This window comes from Marinobacter sp. EVN1, assembly GCF_000475375.1.
In the GTDB taxonomy this organism is placed as follows: domain Bacteria; phylum Pseudomonadota; class Gammaproteobacteria; order Pseudomonadales; family Oleiphilaceae; genus Marinobacter; species Marinobacter nauticus.
On sequence record NZ_AXCB01000070.1, the window covers coordinates 566,794 to 590,436 of the forward strand.

The 23,643-nt window shown below is 57.4% G+C and carries 20 protein-coding genes; 15 read left to right on the forward strand and 5 right to left on the reverse strand.

Annotation, left to right across the window (positions count from 1 at the left end; translation table 11 throughout):
- Positions 1-193: 193 nt before the first annotated feature.
- Positions 194-2,944 (reverse strand): LuxR C-terminal-related transcriptional regulator, encoded by a 2,751-nt coding sequence (locus Q674_RS39830; RefSeq protein WP_023010089.1) that lies wholly within the window; start codon positions 2,942-2,944, stop codon positions 194-196.
- A gap of 260 nt (positions 2,945-3,204) precedes the next feature.
- On the opposite strand from Q674_RS39830, the gene cysB reads away from it, so the two are divergent.
- The gene (cysB, locus tag Q674_RS39835; protein WP_014421354.1) at positions 3,205-4,182 is read left to right on the forward strand and encodes an HTH-type transcriptional regulator CysB; all 978 of its coding nucleotides are present in this window, start codon (positions 3,205-3,207) and stop codon (positions 4,180-4,182) included.
- A 79-nt stretch (positions 4,183-4,261) separates the two neighbouring features.
- Here the strand turns inward: cysB and Q674_RS39840 are convergent, their stop codons facing one another.
- Positions 4,262-4,987: a phosphoadenylyl-sulfate reductase gene (locus Q674_RS39840; protein WP_023010090.1), complete on the reverse strand. Its 726-nt coding sequence runs from the start codon at positions 4,985-4,987 to the stop codon at positions 4,262-4,264.
- 206 nt (positions 4,988-5,193) lie between these two features.
- On the opposite strand from Q674_RS39840, the gene thrH reads away from it, so the two are divergent.
- Entirely contained in the window at positions 5,194-5,808 is a 615-nt protein-coding gene (gene thrH, locus Q674_RS39845) for a bifunctional phosphoserine phosphatase/homoserine phosphotransferase ThrH (RefSeq protein ID WP_011785066.1), read from the forward strand.
- A gap of 40 nt (positions 5,809-5,848) precedes the next feature.
- Here the strand turns inward: thrH and pabB are convergent, their stop codons facing one another.
- On the reverse strand, positions 5,849-7,198 hold the full coding sequence (gene pabB / locus Q674_RS39850; protein ID WP_023010091.1) for an aminodeoxychorismate synthase component I: 1,350 nt from the start codon (positions 7,196-7,198) through the stop codon (positions 5,849-5,851).
- A 183-nt stretch (positions 7,199-7,381) separates the two neighbouring features.
- Between pabB and Q674_RS39855 the strand changes: the two genes are divergently transcribed.
- Both Q674_RS39855 and Q674_RS39860 read left to right on the forward strand, forming a co-directional pair.
- Positions 7,382-7,963, forward strand: coding sequence for a hypothetical protein (locus tag Q674_RS39855; RefSeq protein WP_227501047.1), 582 nt, complete (start codon positions 7,382-7,384; stop codon positions 7,961-7,963).
- Positions 7,964-8,122: 159 nt separating this feature from the next.
- Entirely contained in the window at positions 8,123-8,944 is an 822-nt protein-coding gene (locus Q674_RS39860) for a DUF6160 family protein (protein ID WP_023010092.1), read from the forward strand.
- 127 nt (positions 8,945-9,071) lie between these two features.
- Here Q674_RS39860 and Q674_RS39865 read toward each other — a convergent pair whose 3' ends face one another.
- Positions 9,072-9,683, reverse strand: a complete 612-nt coding sequence (locus tag Q674_RS39865) for a hypothetical protein (RefSeq protein WP_022991160.1) — start codon at positions 9,681-9,683, stop codon at positions 9,072-9,074.
- A 254-nt stretch (positions 9,684-9,937) separates the two neighbouring features.
- Between Q674_RS39865 and Q674_RS39870 the strand changes: the two genes are divergently transcribed.
- The 10 genes from Q674_RS39870 (at position 9,938) to Q674_RS39915 (ending at position 20,817) form a co-directional block, all read left to right on the forward strand.
- Positions 9,938-10,960, forward strand: a complete 1,023-nt coding sequence (locus tag Q674_RS39870; RefSeq protein WP_036148520.1) for a DUF58 domain-containing protein — start codon at positions 9,938-9,940, stop codon at positions 10,958-10,960.
- Positions 10,957-13,044, forward strand: a complete 2,088-nt coding sequence (locus Q674_RS39875; protein ID WP_023010093.1) for a DUF3488 and DUF4129 domain-containing transglutaminase family protein — start codon at positions 10,957-10,959, stop codon at positions 13,042-13,044. Before Q674_RS39870 ends, Q674_RS39875 begins: the two co-directional genes overlap by 4 nt.
- Positions 13,037-14,068 (forward strand): DNA polymerase III subunit delta', encoded by a 1,032-nt coding sequence (gene holB, locus Q674_RS39880; protein WP_023010094.1) that lies wholly within the window; start codon positions 13,037-13,039, stop codon positions 14,066-14,068. The genes Q674_RS39875 and holB overlap by 8 nt, the downstream gene beginning before the upstream one ends.
- 65 nt (positions 14,069-14,133) lie before the next feature.
- Complete coding sequence (locus Q674_RS39885; protein WP_008171779.1) at positions 14,134-14,484, forward strand: PilZ domain-containing protein; 351 nt, start codon at positions 14,134-14,136, stop codon at positions 14,482-14,484.
- A 12-nt stretch (positions 14,485-14,496) separates the two neighbouring features.
- Entirely contained in the window at positions 14,497-15,417 is a 921-nt protein-coding gene (locus Q674_RS39890; protein WP_031210536.1) for an alpha/beta fold hydrolase, read from the forward strand.
- The gene (locus tag Q674_RS39895) at positions 15,410-16,318 is read left to right on the forward strand and encodes a DUF4892 domain-containing protein (protein ID WP_023010096.1); all 909 of its coding nucleotides are present in this window, start codon (positions 15,410-15,412) and stop codon (positions 16,316-16,318) included. The genes Q674_RS39890 and Q674_RS39895 overlap by 8 nt, the downstream gene beginning before the upstream one ends.
- Positions 16,319-16,322: 4 nt before the next feature.
- A complete protein-coding gene (locus tag Q674_RS39900) occupies positions 16,323-17,531 on the forward strand; it encodes a patatin-like phospholipase family protein (RefSeq protein WP_023010097.1) in 1,209 nt (402 codons plus the stop codon).
- Between the two features lie 75 nt (positions 17,532-17,606).
- Positions 17,607-18,512 (forward strand): 50S ribosomal protein L3 N(5)-glutamine methyltransferase, encoded by a 906-nt coding sequence (prmB, locus tag Q674_RS39905; protein ID WP_023010098.1) that lies wholly within the window; start codon positions 17,607-17,609, stop codon positions 18,510-18,512.
- A gap of 37 nt (positions 18,513-18,549) precedes the next feature.
- Entirely contained in the window at positions 18,550-19,644 is a 1,095-nt protein-coding gene (aroC, locus tag Q674_RS39910) for a chorismate synthase (protein WP_023010099.1), read from the forward strand.
- Positions 19,645-19,662: 18 nt separating this feature from the next.
- Positions 19,663-20,817 (forward strand): MFS transporter, encoded by a 1,155-nt coding sequence (locus Q674_RS39915; RefSeq protein WP_031210538.1) that lies wholly within the window; start codon positions 19,663-19,665, stop codon positions 20,815-20,817.
- On the opposite strand, the gene Q674_RS39920 is transcribed toward Q674_RS39915, so the two are convergent.
- Entirely contained in the window at positions 20,811-21,698 is an 888-nt protein-coding gene (locus tag Q674_RS39920; RefSeq protein ID WP_023010101.1) for a LysR family transcriptional regulator, read from the reverse strand. The genes Q674_RS39915 and Q674_RS39920 overlap by 7 nt on opposite strands.
- 512 nt (positions 21,699-22,210) lie before the next feature.
- Here Q674_RS39920 and leuC point away from each other — a divergent pair.
- On the forward strand, positions 22,211-23,629 hold the full coding sequence (gene leuC, locus Q674_RS39925) for a 3-isopropylmalate dehydratase large subunit (protein WP_023010102.1): 1,419 nt from the start codon (positions 22,211-22,213) through the stop codon (positions 23,627-23,629).
- The last annotated feature ends 14 nt before the right edge of the window (positions 23,630-23,643 follow it).

Sequence of the window (23,643 nt, forward strand, 5' to 3'; positions counted from 1 at the left end):
CTCTCATGGAAGGGGTTCTTAACGAACCCGGGCGTCGAAACAACGCGGAACAAGAAGTCTGAAGGCCTGAATTTCAGATTTCGAGGTAAGGCGTTAACCCCACCATGGTTAAATGATAGGGCTTAAAGGGGCGTAAACGGATCGTCCAAAGGGCGTAGTGGGCAGGCTTAATCGGTGTCAAATGTGATGGTCATCACGTTTTTGCGACATCCTCCAGCAATCCCACCTCCCGTGCTTTCGCCAGCGCCTCGGTACGCCGGCTCACGCCGAGCTTGCCGTACAGGTTCCTGATGTGCGCTTTCACGGTAGCCGGGGCAACGGACATGCGCTCAGCAATTTCTTTATTGGCCAGTCCCTGATGGATCAGCACAAGCACTTCCTGCTCACGCTGGCTCAACGGTTCCGCCAGAACATTTGCAGCCTCGCCCCCCAGACGGGCAGTCTCTATGGGGCGGTTGGTTTCCCGGGTACCATTGGAAGACGGTTCGTCAGGTTGCCCGGCGGCAAGATCCCTGAGTATCGCGAGCAGCTCCCGGTTCCACCGGCCCGGGGTGCGTAGTCTGGGAAAATCCAGGAGCATGTCCCGCAGGGCAGTGCTCTCTTCCGCAAACAGGCGCAGAAAGCCTGCGTTTTCGGCCCGGTCCAATGCCTTCTCCAGCATGGCATCAGACTCGTCGGCACGGCCCTCGTGGGCGAGCGCCTCGGCGTACACCAGAAGAATCTCCACCAGATGCCGGTTGTGGGCGTTGCGTTCCGCCGTAGGTATCAGAGCGGACAGGGTGTCCTGGGCTTGCTGATATTCACCCAGTGCATTCTGCACCCGCGCCAGGGCAATCTGGTTCTGCTCCCGGTTAAGCGGGTTGGTGGCTGGTTGGTCCAGAGCGGGTTGCAAACAGGCGCGGGCCTTGTCGGGGTGGCCGGAGGCCAGGTAGCAGCGTGCCAGCAAGGCGGACGCGGCCGGGGGCTCGAAGACGATGTGTTCCCTCCGGCGCCTGCCGGTAGTCACGGCATCTTCCAATGCCTCAACTGCGGTTTCCAGGTCACCCCGGGTAAAGGCCAGGTGCCCGCGTACATACTGGATCACCACATGCTGGCCAGGTTCGGTGCCCTTTTTTACATGATCGAGCAAGGGGGCCAGGTACCCCTCGGCCGTGCTGATCTGGTTTCGCTCGCGATAGATTTCCGTCAGCGCACTGTTCTGCCAGCAGGAAATCAGTCGCGGCTGGCTGGGGTCCGAATAATGTTCGTCCACCCACTGCCGCACTCGGCCGGTGGTTTCCAGCGCCAGATCGGTATCACCGCGGTGGTATTGAATCCAGGCGAGCAGGCCGCCGGACGACAGAACGGTACTGGCTTTGCGCTCTACCTGGCCATAATGAACGGCTGATTCCAGAGCTTCCTCGGCGTCATTCAGTTCGCCCTTGCCGAAATAATCCAGGCCCAACCCGTAATAGGTGACGGACTTCAGGGGAATGCTGATCTGATCAATGTCCTTCAGCACCTGCCGGGTAAGATCCGAGGCGTTTTTCTCATCGTTGCGCGTGCGGGCCAGGTAGGATCTCACCAGGGAAATCTCGCTGTGCAACGCCAATGCGCCTTCAGCGTCTGGGTGCGAATCGGCAACGCGGCGGTCCAGCAGGTCCTCAACTTCCAGCAGAAGCGGGTCCAGGCTTTCCACCCGGTTTGCGAAAAACAGCCCCCAGATCCTGAGCATCTGCAGTTGTGGGCTGTCCTGAATCTTGTGGGCAGGGATCGAATCCAGCCATTCCAGTACCGGAAGGTGATAGCCGCCATGAATCAGATTGTTGCCGTGTTCCGCCAGAACCACCGCCAGATGGTCCGTATCGTTGCGCCGGACAATCTGGGCAATCCCTTCCTGCACATGGCCATGGCGCAGTAGCCAGTCAATGGCACGGGACTGAAGTTCCGAGGCCCGGGACGGGTCGGCACTCTGGATTCGCTGTAACAGGGCCTCCCGAAACAGGTCGTGGTAACGGAACCACTCGTTGCTGTTGTCCAGCGGGATGAGAAAAAGATTCTGGGACAATAGGCTGGACAGCCTTTCCTGACTGTCCTGGCGTTGCCTGACGGCATTGCACAAAGGGGCGCACAAGCGCGGACAACAGGCTGTTTCCAGCAGGAAGTCCGTCAGCTCTTCGGGAAGCTGCTCTAGCACTTCGGTAAGGACATAATCGGAAATCAGTCGGCTGTCCGGTGAGCCCATGGCCTGGCCGGGCACGACGGCTTCTTTCTTGCCCGCCAACGCTGAAAGCTGCATGGCGGCGACCCAGCCTTCGGTTTTACGGCATATCGACCGAATGTCGTCCTCGGACAGCTCCATGGCCATAGTGCTGCGGAAGAATTCCTGACATTCCTCTTCGGAAAACGCGAGCAGACCGGGGTGGATGTCCTGAACCTGACGACGGACGCGCCAGCGGGCCAGTGGCAGCGGTGGCTCAGTTCGTGACGCCAGGGTCACCAGGATACCGGGTGGCAGATAGTCCAGAAACCACGCGAGCTGGCGATGGAGGGTGTCGTTACTGATAACGTGGTAGTCATCCACCACCAGAGACCAGGCATTGCCATCGGCCGCGAGAACATTCAAAAGGCCGGTAATGGCGGGTGTGAGTTCGTCGTCGTCCTGCCTGGCCAACAGTTTCTTGCAGTTCTCCAGTCCGATCAGGCCGGCATGCTCGAAGGCGCCAATTACGTACTGCCAGAACTGCCTTGGCTTGTCGTCCTGCTCGTCCAGTGAGAGCCAGGCGGTGGGCAGGCTGTTGCCGGCGCACCACTGGCTGACCAGTGTGGTCTTGCCATAACCCGCCGGAGCAATAACCAGATTCAGTCGTTTGCCGGATTCCGGTTGCAGCAGGGTATCCAGCCGTTGACGTTGAACGGCTCTGGAATCGGGTGTTGGCCGGAGGAATTTGGTTGTCAGCAGCATGGCTTCCCGGGATCTGGGCACGTTTGACTAGCGATTGTGTGCTTTGTCACACACAAGTCAAGGGCTGTGTTGACGCAAGGTGTTGTCGGGCCAGCGAAACCAGAGATTTGGTCTACACTGAATACAGATTGCCTTGTATACCAAAAAAGAATGAAAAATTGATCCTTTATGCGTATTATCCGGTTATGAATCCACCAGCGTTCACGAGTTGAGCCTGAGGCACTGACTCAGGGCCGGAAATCCAGGGAGCGACAAGATTAATGAAATTACAGCAGCTGCGTTATATCTGGGAAGTTGCGCACCACGACCTGAATGTGTCCGCCACCGCCCAGAGCCTGTTCACCTCACAACCGGGCATTTCCAAACAGATTCGTTTGCTCGAGGACGAGCTGGGGCTTGAGGTGTTTGCCCGCAGCGGCAAGCACCTGACCCGCATTACCCCCGGCGGCGAGATCATCATCCGGGAGGCAGGGGAGATCCTGCGTCGGGTCGAGGGCATCAAGAAAATCGCCCAGGAGTTCAGTAACCAGCGTAAAGGCGACTTGAGCATCGCGACCACCCACACCCAGGCCCGCTATGCGCTGCCGCCGGTGATCCGGGGCTTTATCGAGGAATACCCGGATGTGTCCCTACATATGCATCAGGGCACGCCGATGCAGATCTCAGAGATGGCCGCCAACGGGGCGGTGGATTTTGCCATTGCCACTGAAGGCATGGACCTGTTCAACGATCTGATCATGATGCCCTGCTATAAATGGAACCGCTGCGTGATCGTTCCCAAGGATCACCCTCTGGCAAAAGGTCAGGAACTAACGCTTGAAGAACTGGCAGAGTACTCCCTGGTTACCTACGTATTCGGGTTCACCGGTCGGTCCAAGCTGGATGAGGCATTCCAGTCACGGGGGCTGACCCCGAAAGTGGTGTTCACTGCAGCTGATGCCGATGTCATTAAGACCTACGTGCGGTTGGGGCTGGGTGTCGGCATTATTGCCAGTATGGCGTTCGATCCCAAGGTTGATACCGATCTCGTGGCGCTGGATGCCAGCAAGCTGTTCAGGCCCTCGGTCACCCGTATCGGTTTCCGTAAAGGCACCTTCCTGCGGGGCTATATGTACGACTTCATGGAACGGTTCGCGCCCCATCTCACCAAGGAAAAGGTGGATGAAGCCGTGGCCCACCAGGGTAGTCGTTCCGAGATTCAGGAACTGTTCAAGGATATCGAGCTTCCTACCTACTGAGCACTGAGGTTGGGCCAATGAAAAGCCCGCGGGCCGTTAAGGCGACGCGGGCTTTTTTGTGGGCGCAGCTTCGGGACGTTCAGCCAGACTTGCCGATCAGGTTGCCGGCATGCAGACCACATTCCTTGTGTGTGGCTTCTTCCCACCACCAGCGTCCTTCGCGCTCGTGCTGGCCAGGGAGCACCGGGCGGGTGCAAGGCTGGCAACCAATACTGACGAAGCCCTGCTCGTGTAGCCGGTTATAGGGCGCCTCAGACATGCGGATGTAATCCCAGACTTCTTTGGAACTCCAGTTTGCCAGCGGGTTAAATTTTATCAGTGGTTTTGCATCAGTTGAGAAGGCGGTGTCCAGCTGGACCACCGGCACTTCATTCCGGGTACCGGGGCTCTGGTCCCGACGCTGGCCTGTAACCCAGGCATCCAGCGTGGCAAGCTTACGGCGCAGCGGGTTAACCTTTCGGATACCACAGCATTCCGAATGACCCTCTTCGTAAAAACTGAACAGGCCTTTGCGGTTGACCATGTCCTGAACTTCTTTGGCATCCGGGAACAGGACTTCAATATCGATGCCGTAGTGTTTTCGCACCCGATCGACAAACTCGTAGGTTTCCGCGTGCAGTCGGCCGGTATCCAGGGTAAACACCCTGAGATTGTCGGTCAGTTTGTGAGCCATTTCGATCAGCACGACGTCCTCGGCGCCACTGAACGAAATGGCAATGTTGCCATAGTGGGCGAGGGCGGCTTTCAGGATCGCCCTGGGGCTTTGACCATCCAGTTCGGCCCGGAGAGAGTCGATATCAGTCATAATCATCCAGTCTGTACCAATAACTTGTGTGGCTAGCTTAGCAGTAAACCTTTAATGCCCTGAAGGAATGAGGATCTATATCTTTATGCCATCAAAGATGGGCAACACCGGATACACGATGCATTTGGCCGCGCTTTTTCATATCATACGCCCACCAACCGGGGCGCAGGTGCCTCATCTTTTTATTTATCGTTCAGGAGACCGTTGTGGAACTCGCATGTCTTGACCTTGAGGGCGTACTCATCCCGGAAATCTGGATCGCCTTTGCAGAAAAAACCGGCATTGAAGAACTCAAGGCAACCACCCGGGATATCCCTGATTACGATGTCTTGATGAAGCAGCGCCTGCGTATTCTGGACCAGCACGGCTATGGGCTGCCGGAAATCCAGGAAGTCATCGGTACTCTGGACCCGCTGCCGGGCGCCCGGGAATTCCTCGACTGGCTGCGTGAGCGTTTCCAGGTGGTGATTCTGTCGGATACCTTTTACGAGTTCGCCATGCCGCTGATGAAGAAGCTCGGTTATCCGGCGTTGTTGTGTCACAAACTGGAAGTGGCGGAGAGTGGCCAGATCACCAATTACCTGCTGCGTCAGCGGGATCCGAAACGCCAGTCTGTGCGTGCATTCCAGTTGTTGAACTACCGGGTGATTGCCGCTGGTGACTCCTACAACGATACCACCATGCTCGGCCAGGCAGAGGCGGGCATTCTGTTCCACGCGCCCCAGAACGTTATTGATGAGTTCCCGCAGTTCCCGGCGGTGCACAATTTTGACGATCTGAAACAGGAATTTTTGAAGGCGAGCGCGATTCACAGCGCCTGATCCTTCGAATCGCTGATCTGTGCCGCGGCTGTGGTGCAGATCAGAGCTTCAGCTCTTCCAGAAAGTCCATCAGTGGTTTGACCTTCGTGAGTGTTTCCTGATACTCGGCCTCCGGGTCAGAATCCGCCACAATGCCTCCGCCCCCCCAACAACGAATCGTACCGTTGGACTCGCACAGCAGGGTTCGTATTGCGATGTTGCTGTCCAGCCGGCCATCAAGTCCGTAATAGAAGACAGAACCACAATAGGGCCCTCGCCAGTGAGGTTCCAGTTCGCGAATAATTTCCATCGCCCGAATTTTCGGAGCGCCGGTGATGGAGCCGCCAGGAAAGGCATCTAACAACGCCTGAAGTGGGCTGATTCCCGGTTTTAAACTGGCCTTGATATGGCTGACCAAGTGGTGGACATTGGCGTAAGATTCAAGGGCAAACAGCTGCTCAACCTGCACGCTTCCGGCCTCAGCATGGAGGCTGAGATCATTCCGCAACAGGTCCACAATCATCAGGTTTTCGGCCCGATCTTTCTCGGATGCCTGAAGTTCATTTGCCAATTTGATATCGGATTCCGGCGAGGAGCCCCGGGGGCGTGTACCTTTGATGGGGCTGGTCTCGACTACGCCCTGGTCTATTTTCAGAAACCTCTCTGGCGATATGGAAAGAATCGAGTCGTCTCCGGCTCTCAGGAAGGCGCTGTAGGGCGTCGGGTTGGCTTCCGTGAGCTTCTCGAAGGCGAGCCATGGATAGCCGCAGAATTTGCCAGAGAATGCCTGGGACAGGTTGGCCTGATAACAATCGCCAGCTTCTATGTAGCGCTTGACGGCTTCGACACCCGATTTGAATTCTTCTGGCGTTTGTACTGGAACAAACGGGGCTTTCATGTGCCAGCGCATCTGGCGGTTTGCCGGGGCCGACAGCCATTGTTCAATCTGATCCTGAATCGAAGCAGGGCATGCCGGGTGAATCCAGAGCCAGTAGCGACCGCTATTCCGGTCAAAACTTGCGGTCCAGAGATAGAGCCCGGCGTGCATTAACGGAACGGTGGAGGCCTCGTGCAATTGCGCCAGCCGCCGTTCCCGGGCGTAGCCCAGTTCGTACCCCAGATAGCCAATCCAGCCGCCAGTGAGATGATACGGGTCGGTACCGCGCTCTACCTGAAATGGTGCGGCAAGCTCTTCCATTTCCCGGGCGAGACTGGCGGTATCAACGGCGGCCGAACTGGCACCAGGCAGTTCCTGCGAGCATACGGCCATGGCCGAGAAACCACATAAGGTGCCGCGACCGGAGCCATAGCCTGCGCTACCCAGAAAGGCGAAATCTGGTGCCCGGCAGGCATGCATCATAAGCTGGTGGTAGGTCGCCCGGGTAAGTTCCCGTGTTGTTGCCCGGCCCAAGGGTCCTCCGGAATCTTGCTGAAATGATAAACAGGCCACAAAAACAGCGTTGTAGCGTTTGCGGCGGCACTGATCTAATGAAATAGCGTCCTGTTCGGACGGAGAGAAAAAGCCGGTGGCTATTCTAACCGAGATAGCAGGGCACCCCCAGCATAAAAACAATGTGAAAGCCGCGCGCTCCTGTTGCGCGAGCTTTTTGAGGAAAGTGGAGTAGGTATGACACAGTTAAAATCCCGTTTGATGACCTTCCTGATGTTTCTGGTTCCCCTGCTCATGGCACCCGGATACGCCAATGCCCAGCAGCCGTCTGAAACTGAAATCAAGGAGATGATTCAGGAGCAGTTTGTGCGGATGTACCAGAAGGGGGTCGATGACCTTGAAAACCGGATCGTGGTGACTGGCGGGGTAAAACCGTTTGCCGTGGTAACCGACACTGGAGACAAGACCAAAACGATTCGGATCAAGCAGATTGAGGAAATGCCGGCAGATTTGGCAATTGAAGTGCTACGGCGCTCGCTGATTGCCCTGGTGAAGAAAGGCAAGATTGGTGCGACGGCGGTATTTTACACGGCGGCAAACCCCAACAAAGAGTCTGAAGCTGATCGGGTTTTGGTGGTTGAAATGGAACATATTTTCGGTCCAACGCTGGCTCAGCTTGTACCTTTTAACGTCACCGATGGAAAAGCTCGTTTTGGCGAGCAGGTTGTTGTTGAGATGGAGAAAAAGATTTTTAACATCAATGTCGGGGAAGAGTCTGAGGAATAGATGTCAGGTGTCCGACAATCCAGGTATCGATTACGTGAAGGTGGTCACGGAACATTCAGTTACTCCTGCAGTACTCTGTAGCCGTGCAGATACAAAAGTACAGCAAACAGTCTGCACGAGATGGAAATAACAACAAACTGTTCCAATTAGGAGAACGTTATGAAAGGCCTGAAAAAAATCGCACTGGCAACGGCCGTTGCTGCAGCTCCTTTTGCCGCTCAAGCTGATCTGAAAGCGCTTGACGACACCACCATGGGTAACGTGACCGGTCAGGCCGGTGTGACCATCGAACTGGAAACCGAAGTTTCCATCGGTGAGTTCCGCTACACTGACGAAGGTTACCTGGCAGTTAACGACATCTCCATCGGTGGCGGCTCCGTTGAGCGTGATGCCAACGGCGCGGTAACTGGCGTATCCGGCATGCTGGACGACCTGCTGATTGACATCGATGTTGAAGCAGACGGCGATGCCGTGATTGATGTTCACAGCATCTCTGGCGCTCCGATCGACTTCGCCGTGGCTGTTGGCTCTGTCTCTCTGAACGCCACTGACGGCAGCGGCGACTCCACTCTGCTGGCCAGCAACATCGGTATCGAGGGTAACATCGGCCTGCTGAACATCCGTGTGGATACCGCCACTGACGACCTGATCATGAACGTTGGCTTCAACGTGACTGATATGGATATGGACGTGGACTTCCGGGGTGTTAACGTGCGTGACCTGACCGTAATGGGCGCGCAGTTCTATGAGCAAGATGGCCAGCCAACTGATGCAGCGGGTATGTTTGCCCAGGCACAGATCACTGTTGGCAAGGGCACTTCTGCCGCTACTGGTGGCGACGCTCTGGAAATCAGCATTCCTTCCTTCGTAGCTGACATCGGTGTAGGCGCGGTTGAGATCGGCGGTGAGTCCATCGGTTCCTTCCGAGTGGACAACCTGGCTGTGACCAACACCACCATGAAGGTATACGGTCACCAGTAAGTTGACCTGACACCGTAAAATGGTGATAACGCCCCGCGCTGCGGGGCGTTTTTTTTGCGCTGATTCAGTCAGACAAAAAAACGGCGACCGCTCTGGTCGCCGTTTTTCATTCCAGGGGCTGGATCAATTACTGATCGGGTACCTGAATGGAAAGGTCAAACCCACCGCCCGGGCGCGGCGTCAGGGTAATTGGGCCTTCGTTAATCGCTTCCGGGATCTGGATTTGGTCAATGCCCGGCGGATTGCCGATACTGAAATTCAGATTCTGGCCATCGAAGCCAATGCCCAACTGATCGTTCAGGAAAGTCTGGGTGAAGGGGTCGTCCGGAATTTCCGGTTGCTGACCAAAGATAATGGGAAGTGTTCTCGGGGTGAAGTCGGCAGGTGGCTGTGCTCTGGCCAGTTCGTCGACCGGGAGCAGCAGGGCTCTGCGCAGAAACTCCTCCTCGGCATCGGACAGCGCATCTTTCTTGCCCTCATCAAGATAGCGCTGAAGGGCTTCCCGATACGCTTCCTCTTCCGCTTCGCTCAGAACGGGCTCGCCCGGCGAGATGGTGAGGGCGCGGATGATCTTTTCCCGATCCGCTTCGGACTTCTGTTGCTGGCGTGGGACAATAATAACGGCGGAATCCTCCACGTAGGTTTCTACCATCTCGTCGGAGGTCATGGTTTGTACGCCGGCCCAGGCCGGTGTGAATGTGGTGGCCGTGATCGCGGCTGCAAGCAGTGTGCGACGCATTTGTGAATGCCTCATGCTGAATCGGTTCAAAAGAGGCGCTGCTGAGTGTACTGCTTCAGCCAATACGCTTCATACTATCACTTTTCAGTATTCGGTTTGTCCGACAGTTTTTCAACCGTAAAGTGCCTGGTGTGTGATCAGAATCCGGTGCTCGAGGGTAAATAGTTAAGGAACCATTATGTTTATGGTTTTATGTCCGGATTACTTGCAACCACATTCCATGAACTTTTGGGCCTGAACCCAGTCGCAGGAGCATGATGCGAAACTCTTTAAACGCCCGTTGGCGACGATGGATCAATCGCCGAATCCCGAGAGCAGACAGCCAGACCCTCAGCCAGAAGAACATCTTCATTCTGCCCACCGCGGCCGGCGTGGTGTACGGCTTGTTGCTGCTGGTCATGCTGATTACCGGAATCAATTACCAGAACAGCCTTATCTATCTGCTTACGTTTATTCTCGGCGCCTTGTTTGTGGGAGCCATGCACCAGACCCACAGAAATCTGTCCGGTCTTTCTGTTGCCCTGGTCCGTCCCGGTGAAGGTCGGGCGGGTGATGACATTCCGTTTGTGCTGCGGGTGACTGCAGGGAAGGATTCAGGCCTTGGCCTGAGCCTGTCGGTTGAGGATTCATCGGTTGAGAGCGTGCATGTGTCGCCGGGTGAATCCCGGGACGTGGTGCTGCCAGTGCCGTCTGCCCATCGCGGCTATCTTCGTCCGGATCGGATCCGTATCGAAACCCGTTTTCCGTTCGGGCTGTTAAAGGCCTGGTCCTGGTTGCGTCCTTTGTCTGCCGGAGTGGCCTTTCCCAGGCCTTTAGCGGCACCCGATGCTGCCGGAACCGTGCAGGATAGTAGCGAAGCCGCGTCGTCTGCGCCTGTGGCCGGCCAGGACAATGCCGACCTTCGTCCCTGGCGTGAAGGCGATATGAGTCAGCGGGTCATGTGGAAGCGCTTTGCCCGTACAGGCCAGATGATTGTGGCCGACTGGCAGGGCGAGCAGGGCAGCCCGCACTGGCTGGATTTCCAGGCTTTTCCCGGCGTTGATGCCGAGTTGCGGCTGAGTTATCTGGCCTGGATGGTGGCAGATCGGGTTCAGAAAAACGCAAGGTTCGGTCTCAGTTTGCCCGGCGATACCATTGAGCCGGACACTGGTTCACTGCATGGAGAGCGTTGTCTGCGCGCGCTAGCGGTGTGGGGCGAGCAACCGCCGAGGGATCCTGACGGTCAGCCTTTTGGTACCCGTCAGGCCGAGAATGCGAAAGCGGGAGTGTCGGCATGAGCACGATCATGGCCAGAGTTTTCTCCGCAAAACCGGCAGAACAGGCACCGATCGAAGCCATCCCCGGTAACGCGCTTTTGTGGTTGATTGCCAGTTTTGCACTGCTCCTGGTTCCCCAATGGGATCGCCTGCCCTGGTGGCTCATCGCGGCCTGCGCTGTGCTGGCAAGCTGGCGCTGGTTGGCACAAAAGGGCCGGGTGAAACTGCCAGGGCGGCTGCTGCGCACAGGAATCATGGTGACTTTGATTGGTGTTTATGCGGCCACCGTGCAGGGGCGATTCACCGTGGATACCGCCGCGTCGTTCTTTGTGTTGGCCGTTGGGTTGAAATGGCTCGAAACCCGGTCCGCCAGGGATTTCTATGTGCTGTTTTTTATTCAGGTTTATCTTGCGGCCGTGAACTTCCTGTTCAAACAGGACATTGCCTGGGCATTGCTGACGTTCGCCGCCATTGGGTGCCTGATGGTGGGCCTTCAGATTCTCAATGCACCTGATCTACCCGGCAGCCTGAGGGCTGGCTGGAAGCGCCTGGGTTTGCTGCTACTGAAAACCCTGCCAGTGGTTGTCCTGCTGTTTGTCTTTTTCCCACGTATGGCGCCACTCTGGAGTGTTCCGTTGGTGTCCGGCCAGGCCCGCAGCGGGATTTCGGATACCATGCGACCAGGCGATATTTCCAATCTGGCCCAGAGTAGTGAAAGGGCGTTCCGGGTAACCTTCGGGGGCGAGTCGCCACCATATCGGGAGCGTTACTGGCGGGGTCTGATTCTCGATTATCTGGATGATGAAACCTGGCGCCAGAGCGACCCCGACGGTTTCCGGCGGCCAGCCAGGGTAGACAACGACGGTGGTGTCGGGCCGTTGCGAAGTAATGAATACGATATCCTGCTGGAGCCAACAGACCAGCGGTGGGCGTTTGCTCTTGATAACTCGGTAGCAGTCTCGGGCAACGTGGTAAGTACGCCGGAGGATTTGTTCCGCTTTCAGCGCCCCGCCGACAGCCCGGTGCGTTATCGCCTGGCCCGGGTTTCCGCTGTGCCAGCGCCGGCTGAAGCCCTTTCCCCGGCAGAAACTCGGCGCTATCTCCAGCTTCCTCCATCCGGGAACCCCCGGGCCCGGGAGCTGGCACGAGAACTGTCTCAAGATCTGTCCCATTGGGAAGTCGTCAACACGTTGCTCCGCCGTTTTCGGGAGCAAGCCTATTTCTATACGTTGCGCCCGCCCACCATGCCAGACGACGGTGTTGATGCGCTGTTGTTTGATGAAAAACGGGGCTTTTGTGCTCACTATGCCGGTGCGGCGACCTTTGTCTTCCGGGCAGCCGGGATTCCTGCCCGAATTGTGGTCGGCTATCAGGGCGGCGACGCCGGGGCGGGCGGAGATTACCTCATTGTCCGTCAGTACGATGCCCACGCCTGGGTGGAGGTGTGGCTGGAAGGCCAGGGCTGGGTGAGGGTAGACCCGACAGCTGCCATTGCGCCAAGCAGGATTGAATCCGGATTGCGGGATGCGGTGGCCGATGAGGGCTCGTTCCTGGAAAATGATTTGACCTCGCCGCAGCGCTACGGTGATGTCGCGATCCTGCAATGGGCGTCGCTCCAGCTCGATCGCATCAATTATCACTGGCAGCGATGGGTTGTAGGTTACCAGGGGCAGAGTCAGATGGATCTGATGTCCCGGTTGCCGGGCAATTTCGGACTCAAGGAACTTGGCTACCTGGCGGCCGGATTGGTTGGCGTCGCCCTGCTGATCGCAGGTGTCGTCTCGGCTCTTTCGATTCGCCGCGCCCGTAAGGATGCTTTCGGCCGGGTGGTTTTGGCCTGGCATCGGCTGTGCGAACAGGTGGGCGTGCCGGTCCGTACCGGTGAAACCCCCACGACGCTGGCAGAACGCCTAGCGGATGCGCGCCCGGAAGTCGAATCTTCGGCCCGCCTCTTTGCCCGGGCCGTTAACAGCCATTACTATACGGCCTCAACTCAGGAAGTTTCCGCGCACGAAGCGCGCAGGCTTGCCCGGCTATTGAAAACGATGAAACGGCAGTTGCGCCGTAAACCTGAACCCGCTTCACGGACGCTCCGACATGACTGATATTGCGAAGGACATGCCCTGGCTCGGCCGCGCCTGGAACACGGTTCAGCAACGCCTTGCCCAGGATCGGTTGCCTCACGCGCTGCTGGTCGTTGGTGAGCAGGGCGTCGGGAAAAGGGCGTGGGCAGAAGCGGTCGCTGGGCTGCTGTTGTGCGACCAGCAGGTCGGGCTCGACAACGGAGCACCGATTGCGTGTGGTCAGTGTCGCCAGTGTCAGTTGATCGCGGCGAACAGCCATCCCGATGTCCGGGTGTATTCACCGGAAAAGTCCCGGATGGTGAAAGTGGATCAGATCCGCGCGCTGTCGACGTTTGCCGTGGCCTCGCCGCAGGTTGCACACCGCAAGGTGGCCATAGTCGACCGGGCGGATCAGCTCAACATCAACGCCGCCAACGCATTGCTGAAAACCCTGGAAGAGCCTTTGCCGGATGTGACCCTGTTGCTGCTCCAGGAATCCGGGCGGCCGGTACTTCCCACCATACGATCCCGCTGCCAGGCCCTGACCATACCGTTACCTGATGCCGAGGATGCCGGGCGATGGCTGTCTGCCCGGGTATCCGAGTTGGAGGAATCCACCCGCCCGTCGCCGGACACTCTGGCCAAAAGTCTGATGCTGGCGGGTAATGCTCCCAGGCTGGCGCTGGAGTATGCCACTGGCGAGTTTCTTGCGCAGAGGGATGAGGCCTTCGAGGCATTTCGACAGTTCATGAAAGGCCAGATGACGGTAGGAGACGCCGCCCGCCGCTTTAAAACGCTGGGACTGGACGATACATTATGGCTGTTTGAAAGCTGGGCTGCGGACCTGGCCCGGTGTGGTGCCGGGGGCGAAGTTCAGGACCCGGAGGCAGCAGACATGTTGGGCTATCTGGCCAGATCCAACCCGCCGTGGCGCGCTCATCAATTGCTGGAGCGGGTTCGGGAAAGCCGGAGTGCGGGCATATATAACGCAAGCCCGGAGCTTGAGGCCACTCAGCTTCTACTGGCCTGGCGGGAGTTGATGCCCCGGAAGCGGCAGACAACGTGAGCGTTGTTCAGGATCAACTGCTATCATTGCGAAATATCAGTAAATTTGCGTAAAAGGTATTTGATATGGGGCCCGGATTCGGAGCACGCAGCGGTATTCTAACCCTGACGATCAAGGACAAGGCGGTTCTCTATGCGGCGTACATGCCCTATATCCGCCAGGGAGGCCTGTTTATTCCTACCCAGAAGCAATATCAGCTGGGCGATGAGGTGTTTCTGCTGCTCAACCTGATGGATGAGCCGGAGAAAATTCCGGTGGCTGGCAAGGTGATCTGGATTACCCCCAAGGGTGCGCAGGGAAACCGGGCCGCAGGCATTGGCGTGCAGTTCAATGGCGATGACGAAACTGCCCGCACCAAGATTGAATCCTACCTGGCCGGCTCGCTGAGTTCCGATCGTCCCACTCACACCATGTAAGGCCGCTACCGAATGACGGAGACCTCGTTACCCGGTAGCGTTCCAGAACCACAGGCCGGTTGCCATGAAATGCACTGGCCCCTGGATAACATAACTCTTTCGGGTCTGACCTGGCCGAACTCCAGCGAGGAAAGCTCTCGACCACCGGCTATCCTTCTGCACGGCTGGCTCGACAACGCCATGTCCTTTGACCGACTGGCGCCGTTGTTGGCCGAGAACACCACGGTACATGCGGTGGATATGGCAGGGCACGGACACTCGGGCCACCGGCCGCCGGGTTACAGCTACTGGTTAATGGACTACGTTGGGGACCTTTCCGAACTGGTGGAGCGGCACTTTCCGGAAAGCGAGCGTTATCCTCTGGACCTGGTGGGCCATTCTCTGGGCGGGATCGTCTGCGCACTCTACGCCGCCGCATTCCCCGAACGGGTGCGTAGATTGGTGATGATTGACAGTCTGGGCGCTCTCAGTCGGCCAGCCCGTGAGACGATCCCCCAGTTGCGGCGGGCATTACAGAAACGCAGGGCCGGTTCTGCTGCCCCGGCGGTCTATCCGGACGTTCAGAGCGCGGCCCGAATCCGTGAGGGCGGGCTGAGCCCCCTGAGCCCCGAGGCGGCAAGAACGCTGGTGCCCAGAAACATGCGCATGGAAACTGGCGGGTTTATATGGCGCACGGATGCCCGTTTACGCCACCCGACACCGCTGATGATGACCGAAGAACAGGTGAGGGCGTCTTTGTCTGCCATCCAGACACCCACTTTATTCGTAAGGGCAGAAGAAGGGTTGCTGGTTTCCCGCGGCGGGCTCGATAGTCGTGCCGGTCTGGTCCCCAACCTTGAAACAGTAGATGTGCCCGGTGGGCATCATTGTCATCTTGACGGGGAGGTGACTCCCGTTGCCGAAGCGATTAACAGGTTTCTCTTACATGATTGATCGTGGTAATTTCTCGTTGGTCGGTGGGCTGGCCGGCCTTGTGTGGTTATGTTTTACCATTCCTGCAATGGCGGCGTGGCCTGAAGACGCGCCAGCCCCTTTTCCGCAGTCAACGCTTGAATCCACGGTCGAGATACAGTCTGCTGGCCATCTGGTGCTTTTTAGTCCGGTTCGGGAAATCCGTGATGAAATCCGCTCCGAGACCATGGCTCGTTTGCCGGTGCAGGGGCAGGGCCAGCTGTTTGAAATCTCCAGGGATGCGAATCGTCAGGCTGCGCGGGCCCACTACTACCAGCAATTGTCTGCCGGTGGTGCGAAAATTCTATTTGAGTGTGCCGGCATCGCCTGTGGCCGCAGTAATGTCTGGGCCAACCAGATTTTCCAGCAATCCCGCCTTCTGGGGCGGGACGCCACTCAGGATTACCTGGTTGCCGCCACAACGGCAGAGGACGGACAGCAGTGGTTGACCCTTGTCTACACCGTGACAAGAGGCAACCTGAGAGAGTATGTCTGGGTTGAGCATCTGAATGTTGGTTTCGGTGAGGCCATTCCCGGGTATACCATTGGAGTTGGCCCGATTCAGGGGCCTTTGGTGATCCCCTGGTCCGGCGGAGTGACGTTTCGTTTTGAGTGGTCAGCGGATGATCGGCGAACCCTGAATGACTGGGCTGGCGATGATGCCGAAGTGGTGCTGGCCTCGTTCACCGATCTCGAACAGAGTGAGTCGCTCGAGGCAGCTTTGGAACGTTCCCGCGCTGCGGCGGAAAGCCTGGCTGCCTTGCTGGGTAAATCGGGGATATCGGGAAGTCAGATACGCATTGTTCCGGTTGGGCCGGCCGTCCAGATGAATGACCCGGCCCGGCAGGGTAACCGGGTCGAAGTGCTGGTTATCAAGAGGTAAGGAAATGGCAGATAAGGACAACCCGGAAAAGGAATCTTCCGGAAGCACGGCAGCCGCACAGGACGGCGTCACGTCGGTGGTGAGCAGTTCTGGCATTTCTCCGGCATCAGCGCCGGCCAGCACCGAACGCATGGAGCCGTTGCCGGGCAAGGGCAAAACCGTTGCGCTGACCCTTGGGAGCGGTGGGGCGCGTGGGTACGCCCATATTGGCGCGATTGAAGTCCTGCAGGAGCGGGGGTACGAGATTGTTGCCATCTCCGGCTGCTCCATGGGCGCCCTGATCGGTGGCATGTACGGTGCCGGCAAGATGAAAGACTACAAGGACTGGGTGACCGGGCTCGGCCAGTTTGATGTCTTGCGGTTGCTGGATGTGACCTTCACTTCCGTCGGCGCTATTCGTGGAGAGAAAGTCTTTTCTGTGGTGCGGGATATTCTGGGCGATACGCGTATTGAGGATCTGCCCATTGCTTACACCGCCGTAGCAACAGATCTTCTGGCCCATAAGGAAATCTGGTTTCAGGAAGGCCCGCTGGACCAGGCTATCCGCGCCTCCATTGCCATACCCAGCGTGGTGACGCCTCTGGTGCTCAACGGCCGGGTATTGGTGGATGGCGCACTGCTAAATCCGTTGCCTATTATTCCCACCATCTCAGCCCATGCAGATCTGGTAATGGCCGTTAACCTGAGCGGTGAGGATGACCAACAAAGGCGCATTCCAGACGCCGCGTTTGCTCCGGAAGAAACCAGTAGCGATATGGATGAATGGGTCGATGCCATTCGCGAAAAGGCGTCCCGCTGGTTTGATTGGGATACCCTGAAAACCTTGGGTTCACGAAAATCCGAGAGCGGCGAGTCGCCGGAACAGAAAATAAGCCGGGAAATGGCAAAAAAGACGGCGCCCGAGAAAAAGCGTGAAGACGAATCGGGGCGGTCCAGACATCGTGACGAGCACGAGACCATCGACTGGGACAAGCTGGGCATTGGCAAATTCGATGTAATGAACCTGACCATCGAGACCATGCAAAGCGCGTTAGTGCAGTACAAGATTGCCGGCTACCCACCGGATCTGTTGGTTAACATTCCCAAGAATGCCTGCAGAAGTTACGACTATCACAAAGCCCCGGAGCTGATACAACTGGGCCGGGAGCGAATGTTGGCCGCTCTGGACCGGTTTGAACAAAGCCGCAGCAGCTCCGGCCCGTTGGCTCTCTGAGCCACAAGAGCTGCAGCCCGCGCCGCAATGCGCGTATAATGCCGCGCACCATTAGCCAGACCAGGAAGCTAAGTTTTGACCAGTCCCGTTGACGACCTGCACTCCATCCGTGACCTGCTTCGGTTCACGGTTTCCCGTTTTGCGGCTTCGCCAATCTACTTTGGCCATGGCACTGATAACGTCTGGGATGAGGCCGTTCAGCTGGTATTGCGCAGCCTGCATCTGCCGCTGGAAAACAACAATCTGTTTCTGGATGCGCGACTGACCCGTTCAGAGCGGGAACTGATTCTCGAGCGCGTAGAGCGTCGGGTCAACGAGCGTATTCCGATTGCTTACCTGCTTGGCGAAGCCTGGTTTATGGGGATGCCGTTCAACGTTGATGAGCGCGTTCTGGTTCCCCGTTCGCCGATTGGCGAACTGCTGGAGAACGGTCTTCAGCCCTGGTTGGGCGCTACGCAGGTTCAACGAATTCTGGATTTGTGTACTGGCAGCGGCTGTATCGGTATTGGCGCGGCGACGGTTTTTGACGAGGCGGAAGTGGATCTGTCTGATATTTCGGCGGATGCCCTCGCCGTAGCTGAGTCCAATATTGAACTTCATGGACTGGAGGGTCGCGTACGCGCGATTCAGTCGGATGTTTTCGACAACATTGAAGGTCGCTACGACGTGATCGTCAGTAATCCGCCTTATGTGGATGCGGAAGACCTTGCAGACATGCCGGCCGAGTATCACCATGAGCCCGAACTGGGCCTGGCCGCCGGAGACGATGGGCTGGACATTGCCCACCGCATAGTTGCCCAGGCTGCCGATTACCTCACCGACGACGGACTCCTGATTGTGGAGGTTGGCAACTCCTGGGGTGCCATGGATGATGCCTACCCGGATTTGCCGTTAACCTGGCTGGAATTCGAGAACGGCGGCAATGGCGTATTCCTGGTCACTGCCCGGGATCTGCGTGAATGGCAGGCCCGAAAAAGCTAAGATCGTAAATTACAAAACCTGTATAAAGTGCTGAATTATGTCGGGAAATACATTCGGAAAGCTGTTCACCGTCACCACCTTTGGTGAGAGTCACGGCGCGGCCCTGGGCTGCATTATCGACGGTTGCCCTCCGGGCCTGGAGCTGTCAGTAGAAGATATGCAGCGGGACCTGGATCGCCGCAAACCCGGTACTTCCCGGCATACGACCCAGCGTCGTGAGGCGGACGAGGTTCGGATTCTGTCTGGTGTGTTTGAGGGCAAAACCACGGGCACACCGATTGGTCTGATTATCGAAAACACCGACCAGCGTTCCAAGGACTATTCCAAGATTGCTGCCCAGTTCCGTCCGGCCCACGCAGACTACACCTATCACCACAAGTACGGTGCCCGGGATTATCGTGGGGGTGGCCGCTCTTCCGCCAGGGAAACCGCCATGCGGGTTGCTGCCGGCGCCGTCGCCCGGAAGTTTCTTGAGCAGCGTCTCGGGATCAAAGTGCGGGGTTATCTTTCCCAGTTAGGGCCAATCAAGACAGACAAGCTGGATTGGGAGCAGGTTCACCAGAATCCGTTCTTTTGTCCGGATGCAGACAAGGTCTCCGAAATGGAAGCCTACATGGATGCTTTGCGTAAGGAAGGGGATTCGATTGGCGCCCGCATCAATGTGGTTGCGGAGGGAGTTCCCCCAGGCCTCGGTGAGCCGATTTTTGATCGTCTGGATGCCGATCTTGCCCACGCCCTGATGAGCATCAACGCGGTCAAGGGTGTGGAGATCGGTGCCGGTTTTGATTGCATCGAGCAGAAAGGAACAGAGCACCGGGATGAGATGACGCCAGAAGGCTTCCTTTCCAACAATGCCGGTGGTGTTTTGGGCGGCATTTCCTCCGGCCAGCCGATTGTTGCCAGTATCGCCCTTAAGCCAACATCAAGCTTGCGGTTGCCCGGCAAGGGTATTGATGTAGACGGCAACCCGGTGGAGGTGATCACCACTGGTCGGCACGACCCCTGTGTAGGTATCCGCGCGACGCCCATCGCCGAGGCCATGATGGCGATCGTCCTGATGGACCATTACCTGCGTCATCGCGGCCAGAACGGCGATGTAGAAGTCACCACGCCGGTCCTCGGCCAGCTCTGATCCAGGGGAGGCGCTACCATCTACTGGCGGCTGTCGAACCTCTATTTCTGGTTTTTCGCCCTCCTTGGAGGGTTTTTGCCCTATTGGTCCCTCTATCTTGAGGGGCAGGGCTACTCCTATCTCCAGATTGCCACATTGATGGCGACCATCCAGCTAACCAAGATCGTCGCACCCAGCGTTTGGGGTTACATCGGTGACCGGACCGGCCAGCGGGTCCGCCTGGTACGATTTGGTGCTATTTTCGGCTCGCTGTTTTTCGCCGGCGTGTTTCTGGAACCCGGATTCTACGGTCTGTTGCTGGTCATGCTGGTGTTCACCTTTTTCTGGAACGCCATTTTGCCGCTGTATGAAGTCATTACCCTGCGGGTACTCGGCAAGCATCGGGACAAGTACGGCAAGGTTCGTCTTTGGGGCTCTGTAGGATTTATCGGCGCAGTGGCTCTGGTCGGCGGGCTACTGGAGTTGGTGGAGATTCAGTACTTGCCGTGGCTGTTATTGCCGGTATTTGCAGGGATTGCCGTCTCGGCATTTCTGGTGCCTTCCGAGCGTGGCGAGCGCAAGCAGCAATCTGCACCTGTCGGTAGCCTCAAAGCAATTGTCACCCATCCGGCTGTGATCGCTTTTTTCGCGATGAATTTTCTGCTTCAGGTATCACATGGTGCCTACTACACCTTCTTCAGTATCCACCTGGAACAACATGGATACGGCAAACTGGCCATCGGGTTACTGTGGTCACTCGGAGTCATCGCGGAGATCGGCCTGTTTCTGATTATGCACAGGCTATCCCGGCGTTTTAGTGTACGGCAGGTGGTGCTGGGGGCGCTGGTGCTGACGATGATCCGCTGGGGCCTGATTGCCGAGCTTACGTCGGTATTGCCGGTGCTGATCTTTGCCCAACTGTTGCATGCGGCTTCTTACGGCGCATTGCATGCAGTATCCGTCCAATACATTCAGGGCTTCTTCGGTAAGCACCATCATGGCCAGGGTCAGGCTCTTTACAGTGGCCTGACCTTTGGCGCCGGCGGGGCGCTCGGTGCATGGTTATCAGGTTTCCTGGTGGATGGTTTCAGTACCTCCGCGGCGTTCTGGGGTGGTGCCGCCGCAATGGCCCTTGCGATTATCGTAACTTGGCGGGGTTTGCAGCCGCCACCTCAGCTCCAGCACGATCATTGACTGGACTCTGGTCGCGTTTCTTCCTCTTCTACTATCTGCAGCAATGCCTGCGCGGCACTACCCAGTTGTCGGCGGGAGAGCGCCACGGCACCCAGAACCCGGGTAACAGGGTGGGGCACTTCAAGCACTTTCAGGCTGTTATCGAGCATGCTAACCGGCAAAATGCTCCACCCAAGGCCAACGCTTACCATCATTTTGATGGTTTCCAGGTAGTTGGTTGGCATCAGGGGTCTCAGGGTGAGGTTGGCTTCCAGAAACAGACGGCTGACCACCCGGTAGGTGGCGGTACTGGTGTCCGGTAGCAACGCCGGGTGTGGCGCGAGGTCAGAAAGTTCAGGACTCGCCAGTGCTGCGAGAGGGTGTTCTTTCCCAACCACGAAGGCCATTGGGTCTGGCCACTGGGCGAGGATGGAGAACTCCGGATTCATGCTGTCGCTGAGGGTCACAAAGGCCAGTTCAGCATTGCGTTTATTCATCTGGTCGTAGGCGGCATCGGACTCCATGAATTGCAGATGCAGATCTACTTGAGGGTATTCCCGGCGGTAGCGGCGCAGCCAGTTGGGCAGGTGGTGCAGGCCGATGTGGTGGCTGGCGATGGCGTGGAGTTCGCCTCCGATGCTGTCGGCGCTGGTGGTGAGGGCCATGCGGGCGTTGTGGATTTCGTCGAGGATTTTGCGGGCATGGGGGAGGAGTCTTGTGCCGGCTTCGGTCAGACGGATTTCGCGGTTGCTGCGGTCGATCAGTCGGGTGCCTAGTTGGGTTTCGAGGGCGGCCAGGCGTTTGCTGATGGCTGGCTGCGTCAGGTGCAGGGTCTCGGCGGCTTCCGAGAAGGAGCCTTGGTCGACTATGGTCAAGAATGCTTTTAAGGAGTTTGCGTCCATTTTCTGTGCCCATCTTTGATCGGAGTGTTCCGATGCCTTGGTGCAGGTCCCGGCTTGCGGGGCACCTTTCCAAAAACCGCTACAAGCACGTCCGTGTGCGCTTCTCTCCGGCCATCCATGGCCTCCGACATTTTTGGAAAGGTGCCCCACAAGCCGGAACTCGAACTTTGGGTTACAGCAGATCGACTAATTGGTTATGGGAAATCCCGACCATTGTATGGGGCACGACTGGGCGGAAAGGCTTTTCAAAACCGTTGAGGGCCATGGACGGCCCGAAACGAGCCTACAGGGACGTACTCGTGGGCGTGTTTTGAAAAGCCTTTCCGCCCAGTTGTGCCTGGCACCAGGCTTGGGGAATTCGTTCTAGCTGATCGCCGTCCATTGGTAATTTAAATATATGCCTTACGGGAATGCAAAGCATAAAAAACATGAATTGAGGTTATTCGTGGCGCAGGGGTATGATGTCATCATTCGAAGCAGAAACAGAAACCCCCAGAGAGTGAGAGAGAATCATGGCGGGCAAGACCTTATACGACAAATTGTGGGACGACCATTTGGTCAAGCAGCGGGACGATGGTTCCGCGTTGATTTACATTGATCGTCAATTGTTGCACGAAGTGACATCACCTCAGGCCTTTGAGGGCCTTCGTCTGGCTGGCCGCAAGCCTTGGCGGATTGATGCCAATATTGCCACTCCGGATCATAACGTTCCGACCACGGATCGTGACAAAGGTATCGACGGCATTGTGGATCCGGTGTCCCGCACTCAGGTGGAGACGCTGGACAAGAACTGTGACGAATTCGGGATTCTCGAGTTCAAGATCAAGGATCAGCGCCAGGGCATCGTGCACGTGATTGGGCCGGAGCAGGGTGCGACGTTGCCGGGCATGAGCATTGTCTGCGGTGATTCTCATACTTCTACTCACGGCGCTTTTGGCTGTCTGGCTCATGGTATCGGCACGTCTGAAGTGGAGCATGTTCTGGCGACCCAGTGCCTGGTCCAGAAGAAGATGAAGAACATGCTGGTAAAGGTGAACGGCAAGCTGGGCGCGGGTGTGACCGGCAAGGATGTGGTTCTGGCGATCATCGGCAAGATCGGCACCGCTGGTGGTACCGGCTATGCCATTGAGTTTGGTGGCGAGGCGATCCGTGATTTGAGCATGGAAGGCAGGATGACCATTTGTAATATGTCCATCGAAGCCGGTGCCCGGGTGGGTATGGTGGCAGTGGATGACACCACCATCGAGTATGTCAAAGGTCGTCCGTTTTCGCCCAGGGGCGAGACCTGGGACAAGGCGGTTGAATACTGGCGCACGCTCCACAGCGACGATGATGCGGTGTTCGACAAAGTGGTTGAGCTTGATGGTTCCGCCATTCAGCCTCAGGTGAGCTGGGGTACGTCGCCGGAGATGGTGGTTGGTGTAGAGGGCGCGGTGCCGGATCCTGCGAAGGAAGAGGATCTCATTAAGCGCGAGGGAATCGTCCGCGCGTTGAAGTACATGGGGCTTCAACCGAATCAGAAGATTACCGATATCAAGCTGGATCGCGTGTTTATCGGTTCCTGCACCAATAGCCGGATTGAGGATCTGCGGGAAGCTGCGGCGGTGGTTAAGGGCCGCAAGGTGGCTGCGAGCCTCAAGCAGGCGATGGTGGTTCCGGGTTCCGGTCTGGTCAAAGCCCAGGCGGAGCAGGAAGGTCTCGACAAGGTCTTTATCGAGGCGGGTCTGGAGTGGCGTGACCCGGGTTGTTCCATGTGTCTGGCCATGAACGCCGACAAGCTGGGGCAGGGCGAGCATTGTGCGTCTACCTCCAACCGGAACTTCGAAGGTCGTCAGGGCTTTGGTGGCCGTACCCACCTGGTGAGTCCGGCGATGGCCGCCGCGGCAGCGGTAACTGGCCACTTCGTTGATGTCCGTGAATTGATGAACTGAGCCACAGGAGAGAG